The following is a 19,243-nucleotide window of genomic DNA, read 5'->3' as shown; positions in this document are numbered from 1 at the left end:
TTCGTGCCGAAGTCTGTCGATCGGTCACGTCGGGGAGTGTACATATCGACGCCCGTTTCGGCGCAGCGACTCGTTCGCGCGAGCAATGGGTGCATACCCCAATATCGCGATCGATCTGGCAGCGAAGAGCGCGGTGCAGGTGCACACGCCGCCCGCCTGAAAGGGCGCCTCAGGGACAACTTGAGGGGCGCGTCTTCATGTAAGCTCGGCGCGAAATTTCAATGCTGCCCTGAGGAGAAGTCCATGCTGATAGGCGTGCCGGCCGAAACTGCGCTAGGCGAAACCCGTGTCGCCGTCACTCCGGAGACCGCGAAAAAGCTCACAGCCCAGGGCCACACCGTGCGTGTGCAGTCGGGCGCCGGGGTTGCCGCGAGCGTCACCGATGCCGCCTACCAGGCCGCCGGTGCCGAGATCACCGACCAGGCCGGGGCCTTCGGTGCCGACATCGTCCTCAAGGTGCGCTCGCCCTTCGACAACGAAAACGCGCTCATGAAACCGGGCACCGTCGTCATCGGCATGCTCAATCCTTTCGACGCGGCCGGCCTGCAGCGGCTCGCCACGGCGGGCCTCACCGCCTTCGCGCTCGAGGCCGCCCCGCGCACCACGCGCGCGCAGAGCATGGACGTGCTCTCCTCCCAGGCCAACATCGCGGGCTACAAGGCCGTGATGATCGCGGCCGATCGCTACCAGCGCTTCTTCCCGATGCTGATGACCGCTGCCGGCACGGTGAAGGCCGCGCGCGTCGTGATCCTCGGCGTCGGCGTGGCCGGCTTGCAGGCCATCGCCACGGCCAAGCGGCTGGGTGCGGTCATCGAGGCCTCGGATGTGCGCCCGAGCGTCAAGGAGCAGATCGAATCGCTGGGCGGCAAGTTCATCGAGGTGTCCTACGACACGGATGAAGAAAAAGAAGCCGCCGTCGGCGTCGGCGGCTACGCCAAGCCGATGCCGCCGAGCTGGCTGGCGCGCCAGCAGGTCGAGGTCGCCAAGCGCGTGGCGCTGGCCGACATCGTGATCAGCACCGCGCTGATCCCGGGCCGCGCCGCGCCGACGCTGATCACCGAGGACATGGTCAAGTCGATGAAGCCGGGTTCGGTCATCGTCGACATCGCCGCAGGCAAGGGGCCCGACGGCATCGGCGGCAACTGCCCGCTTTCCGAAGCCGACAAGACGGTGGTGAAGCACGGCGTGACGATCGTCGGCGAGACCAATCTCGCGGCACTGGTCGCGGCCGACGCCTCCTCGCTCTATGCGCGCAATGTGCTCGACTTCCTGAAGCTCATCGTGACCAAGGAAGGCACGCTGAAGATCGACCTCGAAGACGACATCGTGGCGGCCTGCCGCATGGCGCAAGACGGCCAGGTCACGAAGAAATAAGCGAACCAGCGAACCGCGAGGAGAAGCAGCCATGGATCCCGTTTCACACACCGTCATCAACCTCATCATCTTCGTGCTGGCCATCTACGTCGGCTACCACGTGGTGTGGACTGTCACACCGGCGTTGCACACGCCGCTGATGGCGGTCACCAACGCCATCTCGGCGATCGTGATCGTCGGCGCCATGCTGGCTGCGGCGCTCACGGAAAGCGGCCTCGGCAAGACCATGGGCGTGCTGGCCGTCGCGCTCGCGGCGGTGAACGTCTTCGGCGGCTTCCTCGTGACGCGGCGGATGCTGGAGATGTTCAAGAAGAAGGACAAGAAGGCGCCCGCAGCCGACAAGGGGAATGCAGCATGAGCATGAATGTCGTCACGCTGCTGTACCTCATTGCATCCGTCTGCTTCATCCAGGCCCTGAAAGGCCTCTCCCATCCGACCACCTCCATCCGCGGCAACCTCTTCGGCATGGTCGGCATGGCCATCGCCATCCTGACCACGGCCGCATTGATCGTGCAGCTCTCCGGCGGCAAGGCCATGGGCATGGCCTGGGTGCTGCTGGGCCTGGTCGTCGGCGGCGGCTACGGCGCGTATCGCGCCAAGACCGTCGAGATGACGCAGATGCCTGAACTGGTTGCGTTCTTCCACAGCATGATCGGTCTGGCCGCGGTGTTCATCGCCGTGGCTGCGGTGGTCGAGCCCTGGGCCTTCGGCATCACGCCGCCGCCGGTGGCGGCTGCGGTCGGGGTCAACACGCCGGAAGGCGCGGCCGTGATCGACGGCTTCCTGCGCTACGCCATTCCCGCGGGCAACCGGCTCGAACTGTTCCTGGGTGCGGCCATCGGCGCCATCACCTTCAGCGGTTCGGTGATCGCCTTCGGCAAGCTGTCGGGCAAGTACAAGTTCCGCCTGTTCCAGGGCGCGCCGGTGCAGTTCAAGGGCCAGCACATGCTGAACCTCGTGCTGGGCCTGCTGACCATCGGCCTCGGGCTGGTCTACATGGCCACCGAGAGCTGGCTCGCCTTCCTCGCGATGCTGCTGCTGGCCTTCGTGATGGGCGTTCTGATCATCATCCCGATCGGCGGCGCCGACATGCCGGTGGTGGTGTCGATGCTCAACAGCTATTCGGGCTGGGCGGCGGCTGGCATCGGCTTCTCGCTCAACAACGCGATGCTGATCGTCGCGGGTTCGCTGGTGGGCTCCTCGGGTGCGATCCTGAGCTACATCATGTGCAAGGCGATGAACCGGTCGTTCTTCAACGTGATCCTGGGCGGCTTCGGTGGCGAGGCCGCCACGGCTGCCGGCGGCGCCAAGGAGCAGCGTCCGGTCAAGAGCGGGAGCGCCGACGACGCGGCCTTCGTGCTGAGCAATGCCGAGACCGTGATCATCGTGCCCGGCTACGGCCTCGCCGTGGCGCGCGCGCAGCACGCCGTGAAGGAACTCGCGGCCAAGCTCACCGAGCACGGCGTGACCGTCAAGTACGCGATCCATCCGGTGGCAGGCCGCATGCCCGGCCACATGAACGTGCTGCTGGCCGAAGCCGAAGTGCCTTACGACCAGGTGTTCGAAATGGAAGACATCAACGGCGAGTTCGGCCAGGCCGACGTCGCGATCATCCTCGGCGCGAACGACGTGGTGAATCCGGCGGCGCTGCAGAAGGGCACGCCGATCTACGGCATGCCGATCCTGGAGGCCTACAAGGCCAAGACGGTGATCGTGAACAAGCGCTCGATGGCCGCGGGCTATGCCGGCCTCGACAACGAGCTGTTCTACATGGACAAGACCATGATGGTCTTCGGCGATGCCAAGAAGGTGGTCGAGGACATGGCGAAGGCGATCGAGTAATTCTCGGCGCCGCGCTTGAAAACCACGGGCCGCGCAATGTCGCGGCCCGTGCTGCATCCGAACGTCAAGTTACGATGGCGGCAAATTTCGATACAAGATTTCGCACTGGAGACTCACTGTGACTGATCGCCCCTGGCTCGGCAGCTATCCGCAAGGCGTGCCCGCCGACATCGATGCCTCGCGCTACCCCTCGCTGGTCGCGCTGATGGAAGAGAGCTTTTCAAAGTACGCGGACCGCACGGCCTACAGCTTCATGGGCAAGGACGTGAGCTACGCTGACGTCGATCGCCTCAGCCGCGCTTTTGCCGGCTATCTGCAGGGGCTTGGCCTCGTCAAGGGCGACCGCGTCGCCGTGATGATGCCCAACTGTCCGCAGTACCCGATCGCCGTCGCGGGCCTGCTGCGCGCCGGCTTGATCCTGGTCAACGTGAATCCGCTCTATACGCCGCGCGAACTGGAGCATCAGCTCAAGGACTCGGGCTCCAAGGCGATCGTGATCATGGAGAACTTCGGCACCACGCTGCAGCAATGCCTGGCCGCCACGCCGGTCAAACACGTCGTGCTGGCCGCGATGGGCGACCGGTTGGGGCTGCTGAAGGGTGCACTGGTCAACTATGTGGTGCGCAGCGTCAAGAAGATGGTGCCCACCTACAGCCTGCCGGGCGCCGTGCGATTCAACGACGCGCTCGAAAAGGGCGCAGCGCGCACTGTCCAGACGGTGGCGATCGGCCCCGACGACGTCGCGGTGCTGCAGTACACCGGCGGCACCACGGGGGTGTCGAAGGGCGCGGTGCTGCTTCATCGCAACGTGATCGCCAACGTGCTGCAGTCGGAAGCCTGGAACGATCCGGTCATGCAAAAGGTGCCTGCCGGCGAGCAGCCGACCAGTGTCTGCGCGCTGCCGCTGTATCACATCTTCGCTTTCACCGTGAACATGATGCTCAGCATGCGCACGGGCGGAAAGCTGATCCTGATCCCGAATCCGCGCGACATCGCGGGCGTGCTCAAGGAGTTGTCGAAGCACACCTTCCACAGCTTCCCGGCCGTCAACACGCTGTTCAACGGCCTCGCGAACCATCCTGACTTCAACACCGTCAACTGGAAGAACCTGAAGGTCTCCGTCGGCGGCGGCATGGCGGTGCAGGGTGCGGTGGCCAAGCTGTGGCTCGACAAGACGGGCTGCCCGATCTGCGAAGGCTATGGCCTCTCGGAAACCTCGCCGTCGGTCACCTGCAATCCGACGACGAGCATCGCCTACACGGGCACCATCGGCGTGCCATTGCCCAGCACCTACGTGAAGCTGCTCGATGACGACGGCCATGACGTCGCACCGGGCCAGGCCGGCGAGGTCGCGGTCAAGGGACCGCAGGTGATGGCCGGCTACTGGCAGCGCCCCGACGAAACAGCCAAGGTCATGACGGCCGACGGCTACTTCAAGACCGGCGACGTCGGCGTGGTCGACGAGCGCGGCTACTTCAAGATCGTCGATCGCAAGAAGGACATGATCCTGGTCTCGGGCTTCAACGTATACCCGAACGAGATCGAGGACGTCGTTGCACAGATCCCGGGCGTGCTCGAATGCGCAGCCGTGGGCATTCCCGACGACAAGACCGGCGAAACCGTGAAGCTCGTGATCGTCAAGAAGGACGCCGACCTCACCGAAGCCGAGATCCGCGAGTTCTGCCGCGCGAACCTCACCGGCTACAAGCAGCCGCGTGTCATCGAGTTCCGCACCGATCTTCCCAAGACGCCGGTCGGAAAGATCCTGCGACGCGAACTGCGCGACGTCAAAAAGTAAGGGTTCGGCCCGGGACGCGACCCGGCATCGCTCTTGCATATTGGGACTGAATGTTCCGATTCATCCTGACTCGCGCAAGCCTCCTCGTGCCGACCTTCGTCGGCATGACGCTGCTTGCGTTTTTCCTGATCCGGCTGGTGCCGGGCGACCCCATCGAAACGCTCGCAGGCGAGCGCGGCATCGATCCGGTCCGGCATGCGCAGCTGCTGAAGGACTACGGCCTCGACAAGCCGCTCTTCACGCAATACGGCATCTACATCGAGCGCGTGATGCGCGGCGACCTGGGCAAGTCGGTCATCACGCAGGAGCCGGTGATGAGCGAGTTTCTCGCGCTGTTCCCGGCCACCGTCGAACTGGCGGTGTGTGCCATCCTCTTCGCGCTCCTGCTCGGCATTCCGGCCGGCATCATCGCGGCGGTCAAGCGCAATTCGCTGTTCGACCACGGCGTGATGGCGACCTCGCTCACCGGCTACTCGATGCCCATCTTCTGGTGGGGGTTGCTGCTGATCCTGTTCTTTTCGGTGCAGCTCGGCTGGACGCCGGTCTCGGGCCGCATCGCGGTGCAGTACTACATCGAGCCGGTGACCGGCTTCCTGCTGATCGACTCGTTGCTGTCGGATGACAAGGGTGCGTTCTTCTCGGCGCTGCAGCACCTGATCCTGCCGGCCATCGTGCTCGGCACCAACACGCTCGCGGTGATCGCCCGGATGACGCGCTCGGCCATGCTCGAAGTGTTGGGCGAGGACTACATCCGCACCGCGCGTGCGAAGGGCCTCGCGCCGCTGCGCGTGGTGGGCGTGCATGCGCTGCGCAATGCGTTGATCCCGGTGGTCACGGTGATCGGGCTGCAGGTCGGGGTCCTCTTCACCGGTGCCATCCTGACCGAGACGATCTTTTCCTGGCCCGGCGTCGGCAAGTGGCTGATCGAAGCCATCGGCCGGCGCGACTATCCGGTGCTCCAGGGGGGCATGCTGTTGCTCGGCGTGATCGTGATGGTGGTCAACGTCGTGGTCGATCTGGCCTACGGCTTCATCAATCCCCGCATCCGGCAATCGCGATGAATACGGCCGCTGTTCCTGTCGAAAGAAACTCGGCGCCGCCGGGTCCGTGGCGCGAGTTCTGGCACTCGTTCTCTGCCAATCGCGGCGCGGTCATCGGCCTGGGCGTGGTCGTGTTCCTGCTGCTGGTGGCGCTGTTCGCGCCGTGGATCGCGCCGCATGCGCCGAACCAGACCGACAGCACGGCCTTCCTGCGGCCTCCTGCCTGGCAGGAGGGCGGCACCGCAACGCACCTGCTGGGCACCGATGCCATTGGCCGGGACATCCTCTCGCGGCTCATGTTCGGCGCACGGCTGTCGCTGTCGATCGGCATGGCGGTCGTCGCGATCTCGGTCGCGGTCGGCATCGCGCTGGGGCTGATCGCCGGATTCTTTCGCGGCGTGCTCGAGATCGCCATCATGCGGCTGATGGACGTGATCCTCACGCTGCCGAGCTTGCTGCTCGCGATCGTGATCGTCGCGATCCTCGGGCCGGGGTTGATCAACGCGATGCTGGCGGTCGCGATCGTGGTGCTGCCGCACTATGTGCGGATCACGCGCGCCGCCGTGATCTCGGAGGTCTCGCGCGACTACGTGACGGCCGCCCGCGTGAGCGGTGCGGGCACGCTGCGCCTGATGTTTCGCGAAGTGCTGCCCAACTGCGCCGCGCCGCTGATCGTGCAGGCTTCGCTGGGCGTGTCGACGGCCATCCTCGACGCGGCGGCGCTGGGCTTTCTCGGCCTGGGGGCACAGCCGCCGTCACCGGAGTGGGGAACCATGTTGGCCGATGCGCGCGAGTTCGTCCTGCGCGCGTGGTGGGTCGTGACCTTGCCGGGCCTTGCGATCCTTGCCGCGGTGCTCGCGTTCAATCTGCTTGGCGACGGATTGCGCGACGCCCTCGATCCCAAACTCAAACGCTAGTCATGAAGCTCGCCCCCAGCCTCGCCCACTTCGTGTGGCTCGGACACCCCCTCCGGGGGCAACCCCTGCGGACCGGCAAAGCCGGTCCCGCCGGGTTCCTGGACTCGGCCGCGACGAGTTCGCGTGCGGAGGGCGCTGATGCCGCTGCTTGATATACGCGATCTGCACGTTGAGTTCCCCACGCAAGGCGGCACGCTGCACGCGGTCGATGGCGTGAGCCTTCGCCTGGAGCAGGGCGAGGTGCTCGGCATCGTCGGCGAGTCGGGCTCGGGCAAGAGCGTCACGATGATGGCGCTGATGGGGCTCATCGGCTGGCCCGGCCGCGTGCGTGCCCAGCACCTGCGCTTCGCCGGCCATGACTTGCTCGGCATCTCCGACAAGGAGCGACGCAAGCTCGTCGGCAAGGACGTCGCGATGATCTTCCAGGAGCCGACGACCAGCCTCAACCCCTGCTTCACCATCGGCTGGCAGTTGATGGAGACCTTGCGCCTGCACCTGACCCTCGACAAGCGCGAGGCGAAGAAGCGTGCGACCGAACTGCTCGAACAGGTGGGAATCCCCGCCGCGTCGTCGCGCCTCGGCGCCTACCCGCACCAGTTGTCGGGCGGGATGAACCAGCGCGTGATGATCGCGATGGCGATCGCCTGCAACCCGCGCCTGCTGATCGCCGACGAGCCGACCACCGCGCTCGACGTGACCATCCAGGCGCAGATCCTCGACCTGCTGCGCAGCTTGCAGAAAGAGCGCGGCATGGGGCTGGTGCTCATCACGCACAACATGGGCGTGGTCAGCGAGATGGCCCAGCGCGTGGCCGTGATGTATGCCGGGCAGGTGATGGAGGAGCGCGGTGTGGCCGAGCTGTTCGCCGCGCCGCAGCATCCGTACACGGCGGCCCTGCTCGCGGCGCTGCCCGAGCGCACGGCAGGCGAAGGGCGGCTCGCCACCATCGCGGGCGTGGTGCCGGGCGTGCACGACCGTCCTGCCGGCTGCCTCTTCGCGCCGCGCTGCAGCTACGCGACGGCACATTCGCGCGCCGTTCGGCCCGAGCTGCGGGAATGGATGGGCGGGCAGGTGCGCTGCCACTACGCGCTCGGCGATCCCCGGCGCAACGAAGCGCTTGCCCGCGACGGCGCGCAGGTGGTGGAGTTCGTCCGATGAGCGAAGTGGTCGTCGAGGCGAAGGGACTGCAGCGCGTCTATTCGGTCCGGCGCGGACTCTTCCGCGCGCCTGCGCATCTGCAGGCGGTGGGCAACATCTCCTTCACGTTGGAGAAGGGCCGCACGCTCGCCGTGGTCGGCGAATCGGGCTGCGGCAAGTCGACGCTGGCGCGCATGGTCGCGCTGATCGAAAAGCCGACGGCAGGCTCCCTCACGCTGGTGGGCCACGATGCGGTCCACCCGCCTGCGGAGCGTCGACGCGAACTGCGGCAGGCCGTGCAGCTGGTGTTCCAGAACCCCTACGGCTCGCTCAACCCGCGCAAGAAGATCTCCGCCGTGCTCGAAGATCCGCTCGCGATCAACACATCGCTCGGCAAGTCGGAGCGCGCTGCGAAGGCCCGCGACATGCTGGCACGCGTCGGGCTGCGGCCCGAGTACGCCAATCGCTATCCGCACATGTTCTCGGGCGGCCAGCGCCAGCGCATCGCGATCGCGCGTGCGCTGATGCTCGATCCGCGCCTGCTGGTGGCCGACGAACCCGTGTCCGCGCTCGACGTGTCGATCCAGGCGCAGGTGCTGAACCTGCTGGCGGACCTGCAGGCCGAGCTGGGTCTGTCCTATCTCTTCATCTCGCACGACCTCGGCGTGGTGCGGCACATCGCGCACGACGTGCTGGTGATGTACCTGGGCCATGCGGTGGAGCAAGGCCCCAAGGCGCGCATCTTCGCGCGGCCGCTGCATCCCTACACGCAGGCGCTGCTGGCCTCGACACCCGGCCTCGCGGCGGAACGCATCGTGCTGAAGGGCGAGCTGCCTTCGCCGTTGTCGCCTCCGCCCGGATGCGTGTTCAACACGCGGTGCGCGCACGCCACCGAGCGCTGCCGTACCGAACGGCCGTTGCCGCGCCTGCTCGACGAACGCATGGTGGCCTGCCACCATGCCGAAAAGTTTCTCGATGGTGCGGCGGAAGTCCGTGCCGATCATTCCCTGCCCGCTTGAGTGCGGATTCAACCCTGAAGGAGTCGACCGACATGTCCCCCACTTCCAAACTCTCGCGCCGCCTTCGCACCGTCGCGCTGCTGGCGCCGGCGGCGCTCGCGCTCGCCTGCGGCGCCGCTTCGGCCAAGACGCTGGTCTTCTGCTCGGAAGGCAGCCCGGAGAACTTCTATGCGGCGGTGAACACCACCGGCACCTCCTTCGACGCCACCACGCAGGTCTACAACAACCTCGTCGATTTCGAGCGCGGCTCGACCAAGGTGGTACCGGGCCTCGCCGAGAGCTGGACCATTTCACCCGACGGCACGGAGTACACCTTCAAGCTGCGCAAGGGCGTCAAGTGGCACAACACGGCCAAGAGCTTCAAGCCCACCCGCGACTTCAATGCCGACGACGTCATCTTCATGATGGAACGCCAGTGGAAGGAGAACGACCCCTATTTCAAGGTCACGAGCCCGAACCACTCCTACTTCAATGACATGGGCATGCCCAAGCTGCTGAAGTCCATCGACCGCATCGATGACTACACGGTGAAGTTCACGCTGAACAAGCCCGAGGCGCCTTTCCTCGCCAACCTCGCGATGCCCTATGCCGGCATTCAGTCGAAGGAATACGCGATCGCGATGCTCAAGGCCGGCACGCCGGAGAAGGTCGACCAGGATCCGATCGGCACCGGCCCCTTCTATCTGGTGCAGTACCAGAAGGACGCCATCGTGCGCTTCAAGGCCTTCCCCCAGTACTGGGGCGGCAAGGCCAAGATCGACGACCTGATCTTCGCGATCACGCCCGACGCCTCGGTGCGCTGGGCCAAGCTGCAGAAGGGCGAATGCCATGTGATGCCGTACCCGAACCCCGCCGACCTCGACGCGATCCGCAAGGACCCCAACGTGCAGGTGCTGGAGCAGGCCGGGCTCAACGTCGGCTACCTTGCCTACAACACGCAGAAGAAGCCCTTCGACGACGTGCGCGTGCGCAAGGCGCTCAACATGGCGATCAACAAGAAGGCCATCGTCGACGGTGTCTATCTCACCACCGGCGTTGCCGCCAAGAACCCGATCCCGCCGACGATGTGGTCGTACAACGACGCGATCAAGGACGACCCGTACGATCCCGAAGCCGCGAAGAAGCTGCTGGCGCAGGCGGGCTATCCGGATGGCTTCACCACGGACCTGTGGGCGATGCCGGTTCAGCGCCCGTACAACCCGAACGCCAAGCGCATCGCCGAACTGATGCAGGCCGACCTCGCGAAGGTCGGCGTCAAGGCGGAGATCAAGTCCTTCGAATGGGGCGAATACCGCAAGCGCATGCAGGCCGGCGAGCACCAGATGGGCATGCTGGGCTGGACGGGCGACAACGGCGACCCGGACAACTTCATGTACACCCTGCTGGGCTGCGCGTCGGCGCAATCGAACGGCAGCAACGTGGCGAAGTTCTGCTACAAGCCCTACGAGGATCTGGTCGTGCAGGCGAAGAACGTGCCCAAGCAGGCCGAGCGCGATGCGCTCTACAAGAAGGCGCAGGTGATCTTCAAGGAGCAGGCGCCGTGGTTCACCATTGCGCATGCGGTTCAACTGAAGCCGGTCCGCAAGGAAGTGGTGGACTTCAAGCTCAGCCCGTTCGGCCGCCACACCTTCTATGGCGTGGATATCAAGCAGTAACGGCTTGAAGAAGGAAGCGCGATGAGCGATTCGCCTCGACTGCCGATTGCCATCGTTGCGGCGATGCACGAGGAGTTGGCGGCGCTGCTCGCGCAGATGCCTGACGAGCAGCGCATCCAGGTTGCCGGCCGGGACTACTGGGTCGGCCACTTGCAGGGGCAACTCGTGGTCGCGGTGCTGTCGCGCATCGGCAAGGTCGCGGCGGCCACCACGGCCACGGTGTTGTTGGAGCGATTCGGCGTGCGGGCCATCGTGTTCACGGGCGTCGCCGGCGGGCTGGCGCCCGGTGTCGAGGTCGGCGACGTCGTCGTGGCGACCCGGCTGCTGCAGCACGACCTGGACGCGTCCCCGATCTTCCCGAAGTACGAAGTGCCGCTGACCGGCCACGCGCGCTTCGCCACCGACACAGCGATCAGCGATGCGCTGGCCGTCGTGGCCGCCGACCTGCTGAGCGATCCGGTCACGCTGCTGGGCGAGAAGGTGGTCGAGGATTTCCGCCTGACAGCGCCGAAGGTCCACCGCGGCCTGGTGGTGAGCGGGGATCGCTTCGTGTCGACCTCGGCCGAAAGCGAAGCGCTGCGCCTTGCATTGCCCGACGCACTCGCGGTCGAGATGGAGGGCGCCGCCGTGGCGCAGGTGTGCCACGACTACGGCGTGCCCTTCGCCGCGGTGCGCACGATTTCCGATCGGGCCGACGACGCGGCCCATGGCGATTTCACCCGCTTCGTCTCGTCGGTCGCGAGCCGCTACAGCCTCGCGGTGGTCGACGCGTGGCTGGCCACGCTGCCAGCGGACGAGCCTGCGCCTACTTGAGCCAGCCGCGCCGGCGGAAGTACCACATCGGCACTAGCGCGCTCGCGATCATCAGCACGATCGCGTAGGCGTAGCCGTAGCTCAGATCGAGTTCGGGCATGAACTTGAAGTTCATGCCGTACACGCTCGCGATCAAGGTTGGCGGCAGCAGCGCCACGCTCGCGACCGAGAAGATCTTGATGGTCTTGTTCTGGTTGATGTTGATGAAACCGACGGTCGCATCCATCAGGAAGTTGATCTTGTCGAACAGGAAGGCCGTGTGGTTGTCGAGCGATTCGATGTCGCGAAGGATCTGCCGCGCCTCCTCGAACTGCTCGGCATTGAGCATGCGGCTGCGCATCATGAAGCTCACCGCGCGGCGCGTGTCCATCACGTTGCGGCGGATGCGCCCGTTCAAGTCTTCCTGCCGGGCGATCAGGCCGAGCACCTCGCCGGCCAGTTCGTCGCTCACGTTGCCCGAGAGCACTTTCTTGCCGGCGGATTCGAGTTCGTCGTAGATGTTCTCGAGCGTGTCGGCCGAGTATTCGGCGTCGGCATCGAACAGCTTCAGCAGCACTTCCTTGGCGTCCTCGATCAGGCCGGGGGCGCGGCGGGCGCGCATGCGCAGCAGTCGGAACACCGGCACGTCCTCGTCGTGGATCGAGAACAGCACGCCGCGGCTGCGCAGTTCGGTGTTGTGCTGGTTGAGGATGAAGGCCACGCGCACCGAGCGCGGGTTCTCGTCGTCGTCGATCAGGAAGTCGCTGCGGATGTGGAGTTCGCCGTTGTCCTCTTCATAGAAGCGCGCGGATTCCTCGATGTCCTCGTCCATCGCGTCTTCGGGGATGGAGAGGCCGTAGTACTGCTTGATCCAGCGCTTTTCCTCGACGGTGGGTGATTCGAGGTCGACCCAGATGGGCTGAAACTGGGAAAGCTCTTCGAGCGCCTCGATCTCTTCCTGGACGAGGCGACCGTTGGCGAGCGTGAAGATGTTGAGCATGGCTCACTCCCGTGAATGGTCTGGCGGTTGGGCGAAGGGGGGCGCTTTCAACTCCCTCGCCAACGGACATGTCAGAGCGGAAGTGAAAGCTGCCGAGACGGGTCGATTTCCATATGAAAGGCTCCGGTTGCAGCGAGGCGCGATTATGTCATCCGCCCTCCGGGTATCCCCGGCCGTATCTGGATGGACATACAGTAAAGTGACGTCGATGCAAAGCGTCGCGCAACCCACTCCAGCCAGCCAGGCCGAGCGCCTCGCGGCGGCGCTCGCCCAGCTCAACGATGCGCAGCGCGCGGCGGTCGAGCACGGTGTCGGCGCCGCCCTGGGCGACGCGCAACGGGACGATCGCCCCCTGCTCGTGATCGCCGGCGCGGGCTCCGGCAAGACCAGCACGCTGGCACACCGCGTCGCCCACCTGATTGCGCGCGGCGCCGATCCGCAGCGCATCCTGCTGCTGACCTTCTCACGCCGTGCGGCGCAGGAAATGGAGCGCCGGGCAGGGCAGGTGCTGGCCCGCGTGCTCGGCCTGAGATCCGAGGCGCCGCCGGCGCTGCCGTGGGCCGGCACCTTCCACGGCATCGGCGCGCGGCTGCTGCGCGAGTACGCGGCCCAGATCGGCCTCAGCGAGAACTTCACCATCCACGATCGCGGCGATGCCGAAGACCTCATGGGGCTGGTGCGCAACGACCTCGGCCTGTCGTCCACGACGCGGCGCTTTCCGCAGAAGGGCACATGCCTGTCGATCTACTCGCGCACGGTCAACACCTGCGCACCGCTGGCGGAGGTGCTGAAGCATGCGTTTCCGTGGTGTGCGGAATGGGAAGCCGAACTCAAGCGGCTGTTCGGTGCCTACGTCGAGGCCAAGCAGCAGCAGCACGTGCTCGACTATGACGATCTGCTGCTGTACTGGGCCGAAATGGTGGCCGAGCCGACGCTGGCGGAGCACGTCGGCGCGCGCTTCGACCACGTGCTGGTCGACGAATACCAGGACACCAACCTGCTGCAGGCTGCCATCCTGCGATCGATGAAGCCCGATGGATGCGGCGTGACCGTGGTGGGTGACGACGCGCAGTCGATCTACTCGTTTCGCGGCGCAACGGTTCGCAACATCCTCGACTTTCCGCAGCACTTCAGCCGGCCCGCGCGCATCGTCACGCTGGAGCGCAACTACCGCTCGACGCAGCCCATCCTCGATGTCTCGAACGCGGTGATTGCCGCCGCCGCGGAGCGCCATGCGAAGACGCTCTGGACCGACAAGCCCTCGGCCGGCCGGCCCCAGCTCGTGCTGGTGCCCGACGAGGCGCAGCAGGCGCGCTGGGTCGCCGATCGCGTGCTGGCGCATCGCGAAGGCGGACTGGCGCTGAAGTCCCAGGCGGTGCTGTTCCGCACGTCGACGCACAGCGCTGCGCTGGAGCTTGAACTGGCACGGCGCAACATTCCTTTCGTCAAGTACGGGGGGCTCAAGTTTCTCGAAGCCGCGCATGTGAAGGATCTGCTGGCCGTGCTGCGCTTTGCGCAAAACCCGAGAGGGCGCATGGCGGGTTTCCGGGTCACGCAGCTGATTCCGGGCATCGGGCCGGTTACTTCCACCCGGCTGCTCGATGCGATGTCCGAAGCGGCCGACCCGGGTGCGGTCGTACAGGCCTTCGTGCCGCCCAGCACTGCGCGGGACGAATGGGCCCGGTTCGCAGCCATCTATGCGGCGCTGCGCGAGCCTTCGCTGGCCTGGCCCGCAGACATGGATCTGGCGCTGCAGTGGTATCTGCCGCATCTGGAGCGTCTCCACGATGACGCGGGGCTGCGCCGCGGCGACATCGAGCAACTCGCGCGGCTGGCGTCAGGCTATGCGTCGCGCGAGCGCTTCCTGACCGAACTCACGCTCGATCCGCCTGAAGCCACGAGCGACCGGCCAGGGCCTCCGCTGCTGGACGAGGACTACCTGATTCTTTCGACGATCCACTCGGCCAAGGGGCAGGAGTGGACGTCGGTCCACGTGCTGAACGTGGTGGACGGCTGCATCCCGGCCGATGTGGCGCAGGGCGCGCAGGAACTCGAAGAGGAGCGACGGCTGTTGTATGTCGCGATGACCCGCGCGCGCGACCATCTGCACCTGCTCGTGCCGCAGCGCTTCTACGTCACGCAGCAGGCGGCTCGCGGCGATCGGCATCTGTATGCGGGCCGCACGCGCTTCATCACGGCGTCCGACGCCGAACGTTTCGAGCACCAGACCTGGCCCCCGCCGCCCGAGCGCGCGCCGCACGTGCCGGCGCCAGCCGCCACGATCGACCTGTTGAGCCGGATGCGGGCCAACTGGAGATAGCTCGCCCCCAGGCTGCGCGCACTGCGTGTCGCTTCGCCTACCCCCTGCCGGGGGCGACACCGGCGGACCGGCGGAGCCGGATCCGCGGTGTTTCACGAAGGGGGCCGGGCTTCGCCGGCTGGTGGGGCACGGCCTGATTGGAGGGTGGGCTATCAAATCGATAGCGGTAGAAAACCCCTATGGGGAATGGCCCTTTGTACGTGTTCGGAAAGATTGCAATTCGATGACAGCATGGGCATAGTGAACCGACCTTCCCCGCTTTCTCTTCTCTTCCCCTCTCCCTCTTTCCCCCCACTCTGCTTTCGTTTCCCCGGCTGTGCCTCCCTCACCAAGGGGTGCGGCTATTTCCCCAACCGTCAATTCCAGGAGGTCATTCATGAATTTGACGATCAGCGGTCATCACCTCGACGTCACACCTGCCTTGCGCAACTACGTTACGAGCAAGCTGGACCGGATCACCCGCCATTTCGACCAGGTAGTCGATGTCAAGGTGATCCTCACGGTGGAAAAGCAAAAGGAAAAGGAACGCCGGCAACGCGCCGAATGCAATATTCACGTCAAGGGCAATGACATGTTCGCGGAGTCGAGCCACGCTGATCTCTACGCTGCTGTCGACGAGCTGGTCGACAAGCTCGACAGGCAGGTCGTCCGCCACAAGGACCGACTGCAGGACCATCATCACGAAGCGCCCAAGCGTGTGATGTAGTACCACTCCGGGCAAATACTCTTGCGGGCCACCTTCGGGTGGCTCTTTGCTTTTTGCGGTGTGGGTGCATAATCGCCCCCGCCCTGCCCCAACATGAACCGACTCGCGTCCATCCTGCCGCCCGCTCAAGTGCTTGTGAGCGTTGACGCCACCAGCAAGAAGCGTGCTTTTGAAGAAGCAGGCTTGCTGTTCGAAAACCTGCATGGCCTCGGCCGTGCGCTCATCACCGACAGCCTCTTTGCCCGCGAGCGTCTCGGCTCGACCGGCCTGGGCCATGGCGTGGCCATCCCGCACGGCCGCATCAAGGGGCTCAAGTCGCCCATGGCTGCCGTGTTCCAGCTGGCGAACCCGATCGGGTTCGACGCGCCGGACGAACAGCCCGTGGTCCTGCTGATCTTCCTGCTTGTGCCTGAAGCGGCGACGCAGAAACATCTTGAAATACTTTCCGAGATCGCCGAACTCCTGAGCGACGCCAACCTGCGCGAGCAGATCAAGTCGAGTTCGGACGCCGCGGCACTGCACGCCCTGATCGCAGGATGGCAATCCGCGCAGGTCGCCTGATCCGCGCGGCCTTGGGACGGTCTGGCGCATGAAGCCGACCGTCATCAGCGCCGACGCGATGTTCGAGGAGTTCCGCGGCTCTCTCCGATGGGAGTGGCTGGCGGGATTGGGAGCCTCGGAGCGCCAGTTCGATCCGGACGTCATCAGCCGGGCCCAGTCTGCCGCCGATCTGGTGGGCTATCTCAACTACATCCACCCGTACCGCGTACAGATCCTGGGCGCCCGTGAAGTCGCCTATCTGACGCGCGGCACGCCGGAGGATTGCGTGCGGCGCATTGCCCGCATCGTGACGCTGGAGCCGCCGATGCTGGTGCTGGCGGACGGCCAGCCAGCGCCGGACGAACTGCTGTCGATCTGCGAACGGGCGCAATTGCCCCTGTTTGCCACCCGTGAATCGTCGGCCTTCGTCATCGATTTGCTGCGGGCCTATCTCTCCAAGCACTTTGCCGAGCGCACCTCGATGCATGGGGTGTTCATGGACATCCTGGGGCTGGGCGTGATGATCACGGGCGAGTCCGGTCTCGGAAAGAGCGAACTCGGCCTGGAGTTGATTTCGCGCGGCAACGGCCTCGTGGCGGACGACGCGGTCGACCTCTACCGCATCAACCAGACCACCCTGGAAGGGCGCTGCCCCGAGCTGCTGCAGAACCTGCTCGAAGTGCGCGGCATCGGCCTGCTCGACATTCGGGCGATCTTCGGCGAGACGGCCGTGCGCCGGAAGATGCGGCTCAAGCTGATCGTCCACCTCGTGCGGCGCGACAGCTTCGAGCGCGACTACGAGCGCATGCCCTCGGCGCCGCTCACGCAGGATGTGCTGGGCATTCCGGTCCGCAAGGTGATCATCCAGGTCGTGGCCGGCCGCAACATCGCCGTGCTGGTCGAGGCGGCCGTGCGCAATTCGATCCTGCAACTGCGCGGCATCGATACCTATGCCGATTTCGTGGCCCGCCACCACAAGGCCATGGAAAGCGCCAGAGAAGACGACTAGCGCGCGAATCCCGGAAACACCGCGGAACCGGCTCCGCCGGGCCGCCGGTGTTGCCCCCGGTCAGGGGGTAGGCGGCTACACGAAGTGAGCAAGCCTGGGGGCGAGCCTGTCGCGCGTTCAGTGCTTGCTGGTGCAGTCGGCGCAGAGGCCGTAGAGGGACATGGCGTGATCCTGGAGGATCCAGCCCTTGTCTGCGGCGATCATCTGCTGGCGGCGCTCGATCTCGGCGTCGTAGAACTCCTCGACCTTGCCGCACGACGTGCACACGAGGTGGTCGTGGTGCTTGCCTTCGTTGAGTTCGTAGACCGCCTTGCCGCTCTCGAAGTGGCTGCGCTCCAGGATGCCGGCCTGCTCGAACTGCGTCAGCACGCGGTAGACCGTGGCCAGCCCGATATCCGAATGGTCGTTGAGGAGGACGCGAAACACGTCTTCCGCCGTCATGTGGCGCTGCCCGCCGTTCTGGAAGATTTCAAGAATCTTGAGGCGCGGCAAAGTGGCCTTGAGGCCCGTGTTCTTGAGTTCGTCGATGTTAGCCATGATGGTTCGTTCCCTGCGCCAGCCTTGCGGGAAGGGCCCGCCGGGGGCCAGCCGCTACAATGATTTGATCATATCGCCCAACCCTTTTTCCATGCCTGCCATTCCACAACGCCGCCTCTGGCCGCTCTTCGGCGTCGTCGCCGCGAGCCTGTGCCTCGGCGCTTGCAGCAGTGTCGGCGACAGAGCGCGCGGCGCCCTGACCGCCGTCACGCCCTACAAGGTCGAAGTGGTCCAGGGCAATTTCGTGTCCAAGGAACAGGTCGAGGCGCTGAAGCCCGGCATGTCGCGCCAGCAGGTGCGCGAGGTCCTCGGCACGTCGCTCCTGACCGATGTTTTCCACTCCAATCGCTGGGACTACGTGTTCACGATCCGCCGCCAGGGCGTCGAGCCGCAGCAGCGCCACCTGACGCTGTATTTCAACGGCGAGGTGCTCGATCGCTTCGAAGGCGATCCGATGCCGAGCGAGGAAGAATTCGTCGCCCAGCTCGACAGCCGCAAGCGCAGCGGCAAGGTGCCTCCGCTGGAAGCGACCGAAGACCAGCTCAAGAAGTTCGATCCGGCCAAGGACAAGAAGGCAGACGGCGATGCTCCGGCGGCGCCAGCAACGCCGCCGCCATTGCCTGCGGCTTACCCTCCGCTCGAATCGCGCTGAGCACGCGCCGGCCGATCCGGGTCGTCGCGCTCCTTTCTGAAATCCGCATTTCCAGAGGCTGAAACGCGTGACCGACTCTACTTCTCCATCCACTTCCCTGCGGCGCGTCGCGATCGCGGGCGCTTCCGGGCGCATGGGCCACATGCTGATCGAGGCCGTGCGCAATGCGCAGGATTGCCGCCTCGCCGGCGCGCTGGACGTCGCAGGCAGTGCTGCGATCGGTGGCGATGCGGCTTCGTTCCTGGGCTTCACGAGCGGCGTGCCCGTCGTGTCCGACCTGCGCGTCGGGCTCAAGGACGCGCAGGTGCTCATCGACTTCACGCGGCCCGAAGGCACGCTGGCACACCTCGCCGTGTGCCGCGAACTCGGCGTGCAGCTCGTGATCGGCACCACCGGGTTCAGCGACGCACAGAAGGCCGAGATCGCCGAGGCCGCCAAGGACATCGCGATCGTGATGGCGCCGAACATGAGCGTGGGCGTCAATGTCACCTTCAAGCTGCTCGAAATGGCCGCCAAGGCGCTGTCGACCGGCTATGACATCGAGATCATCGAAGCGCACCACCGCCACAAGGTCGACGCGCCTTCGGGCACGGCGCTCAAGATGGGCGAGGTGATCGCCGATGCGCTGGGCCGCGACCTCAAGGACTGCGCCGTCTACGCGCGCGAAGGCGTCACCGGCGAACGCGACCCGTCGACCATCGGCTTCGCCACCATCCGTGGCGGCGACATCGTCGGCGACCACACGGTGCTGTTTGCCGGCACCGGCGAGCGCATCGAGATCACGCACAAGTCGGCTAGCCGCGCGACTTATGCGCAAGGCAGCCTGCGCGCGGTGCGCTTCCTGGCGAACCAGCGCGCCGGCTTGTTCGACATGTTCGACGTTCTGGGTCTGCGCTGACTCCGGC

18 protein-coding genes are annotated in these 19,243 nt (G+C 65.7%); 16 read left to right on the top strand and 2 right to left on the bottom strand.

Translation table 11 applies throughout. From position 1 onward, the window contains the following. The first annotated feature begins 243 nt into the window (after window positions 1–243). The 10 genes from QTH90_RS11275 (at window position 244) to QTH90_RS11230 (ending at window position 11,595) form a co-directional block, all read left to right on the top strand. On the top strand, window positions 244–1,374 hold the full coding sequence (locus QTH90_RS11275; RefSeq protein WP_286664639.1) for a Re/Si-specific NAD(P)(+) transhydrogenase subunit alpha: 1,131 nt from the start codon (window positions 244–246) through the stop codon (window positions 1,372–1,374). A gap of 31 nt (window positions 1,375–1,405) precedes the next feature. Then, entirely contained in the window at window positions 1,406–1,732 is a 327-nt protein-coding gene (locus QTH90_RS11270; RefSeq protein ID WP_286664638.1) for an NAD(P) transhydrogenase subunit alpha part 2, read from the top strand. Next, on the top strand, window positions 1,729–3,216 hold the full coding sequence (locus QTH90_RS11265; protein WP_286664637.1) for an NAD(P)(+) transhydrogenase (Re/Si-specific) subunit beta: 1,488 nt from the start codon (window positions 1,729–1,731) through the stop codon (window positions 3,214–3,216). The genes QTH90_RS11270 and QTH90_RS11265 overlap by 4 nt, the downstream gene beginning before the upstream one ends. 118 nt (window positions 3,217–3,334) lie before the next feature. Then, the gene (locus QTH90_RS11260) at window positions 3,335–5,014 is read left to right on the top strand and encodes a long-chain-fatty-acid--CoA ligase (protein WP_286664636.1); all 1,680 of its coding nucleotides are present in this window, start codon (window positions 3,335–3,337) and stop codon (window positions 5,012–5,014) included. 50 nt (window positions 5,015–5,064) lie between these two features. Further along, window positions 5,065–6,075 (top strand): ABC transporter permease subunit, encoded by a 1,011-nt coding sequence (locus QTH90_RS11255; protein WP_286664635.1) that lies wholly within the window; start codon window positions 5,065–5,067, stop codon window positions 6,073–6,075. Next, a complete protein-coding gene (locus QTH90_RS11250) occupies window positions 6,072–6,971 on the top strand; it encodes an ABC transporter permease subunit (protein ID WP_286664634.1) in 900 nt (299 codons plus the stop codon). The genes QTH90_RS11255 and QTH90_RS11250 overlap by 4 nt, the downstream gene beginning before the upstream one ends. Before the next feature lie 138 nt (window positions 6,972–7,109). Beyond that, window positions 7,110–8,129, top strand: a complete 1,020-nt coding sequence (locus QTH90_RS11245) for an ABC transporter ATP-binding protein (protein WP_286664633.1) — start codon at window positions 7,110–7,112, stop codon at window positions 8,127–8,129. Then, entirely contained in the window at window positions 8,126–9,127 is a 1,002-nt protein-coding gene (locus QTH90_RS11240) for a dipeptide ABC transporter ATP-binding protein (RefSeq protein WP_286664632.1), read from the top strand. Before QTH90_RS11245 ends, QTH90_RS11240 begins: the two co-directional genes overlap by 4 nt. A gap of 32 nt (window positions 9,128–9,159) precedes the next feature. Next, entirely contained in the window at window positions 9,160–10,782 is a 1,623-nt protein-coding gene (locus QTH90_RS11235; RefSeq protein WP_286664631.1) for an ABC transporter substrate-binding protein, read from the top strand. A 21-nt stretch (window positions 10,783–10,803) separates the two neighbouring features. Further along, window positions 10,804–11,595 carry a 5'-methylthioadenosine/adenosylhomocysteine nucleosidase gene (locus QTH90_RS11230; protein ID WP_286664630.1) on the top strand — a complete coding sequence of 264 codons (792 nt, stop codon included), beginning with the start codon at window positions 10,804–10,806 and terminating at the stop codon, window positions 11,593–11,595. On the opposite strand, the gene corA is transcribed toward QTH90_RS11230, so the two are convergent. Continuing rightward, the gene (gene corA / locus QTH90_RS11225; RefSeq protein WP_286603664.1) at window positions 11,588–12,574 is read right to left on the bottom strand and encodes a magnesium/cobalt transporter CorA; all 987 of its coding nucleotides are present in this window, start codon (window positions 12,572–12,574) and stop codon (window positions 11,588–11,590) included. The two genes, QTH90_RS11230 and corA, sit on opposite strands and share 8 nt — an antisense overlap. Window positions 12,575–12,782: 208 nt before the next feature. On the opposite strand from corA, the gene QTH90_RS11220 reads away from it, so the two are divergent. The 4 genes from QTH90_RS11220 (at window position 12,783) to hprK (ending at window position 17,149) form a co-directional block, all read left to right on the top strand. After that, window positions 12,783–14,894: an ATP-dependent helicase gene (locus QTH90_RS11220; RefSeq protein ID WP_286664629.1), complete on the top strand. Its 2,112-nt coding sequence runs from the start codon at window positions 12,783–12,785 to the stop codon at window positions 14,892–14,894. A 376-nt stretch (window positions 14,895–15,270) separates the two neighbouring features. Then, complete coding sequence (hpf, locus tag QTH90_RS11215; RefSeq protein WP_068640485.1) at window positions 15,271–15,600, top strand: ribosome hibernation-promoting factor, HPF/YfiA family; 330 nt, start codon at window positions 15,271–15,273, stop codon at window positions 15,598–15,600. Window positions 15,601–15,693: 93 nt separating this feature from the next. Then, a complete protein-coding gene (locus QTH90_RS11210) occupies window positions 15,694–16,161 on the top strand; it encodes a PTS sugar transporter subunit IIA (protein WP_028251657.1) in 468 nt (155 codons plus the stop codon). A 28-nt stretch (window positions 16,162–16,189) separates the two neighbouring features. Further along, window positions 16,190–17,149, top strand: a complete 960-nt coding sequence (gene hprK / locus QTH90_RS11205; protein WP_286568990.1) for an HPr(Ser) kinase/phosphatase — start codon at window positions 16,190–16,192, stop codon at window positions 17,147–17,149. Between the two features lie 117 nt (window positions 17,150–17,266). Here the strand turns inward: hprK and fur are convergent, their stop codons facing one another. Next, window positions 17,267–17,686, bottom strand: coding sequence for a ferric iron uptake transcriptional regulator (gene fur, locus QTH90_RS11200; RefSeq protein ID WP_286664628.1), 420 nt, complete (start codon window positions 17,684–17,686; stop codon window positions 17,267–17,269). A gap of 91 nt (window positions 17,687–17,777) precedes the next feature. Here fur and QTH90_RS11195 point away from each other — a divergent pair, with 91 nt between their 5' ends. Beyond that, window positions 17,778–18,338: an outer membrane protein assembly factor BamE gene (locus QTH90_RS11195; protein ID WP_286664627.1), complete on the top strand. Its 561-nt coding sequence runs from the start codon at window positions 17,778–17,780 to the stop codon at window positions 18,336–18,338. A 97-nt stretch (window positions 18,339–18,435) separates the two neighbouring features. Beyond that, the gene (gene dapB / locus QTH90_RS11190; RefSeq protein WP_444814722.1) at window positions 18,436–19,236 is read left to right on the top strand and encodes a 4-hydroxy-tetrahydrodipicolinate reductase; all 801 of its coding nucleotides are present in this window, start codon (window positions 18,436–18,438) and stop codon (window positions 19,234–19,236) included. Window positions 19,237–19,243 lie beyond the last annotated feature (7 nt).

Origin of the sequence: Variovorax flavidus (assembly GCF_030317145.1) — a bacterium.
GTDB lineage: Bacteria > Pseudomonadota > Gammaproteobacteria > Burkholderiales > Burkholderiaceae_C > Variovorax > Variovorax flavidus.
The sequence above is the reverse complement of the archived record's forward strand: the minus strand, read 5'-3'. Positions and strand labels throughout refer to the sequence as shown.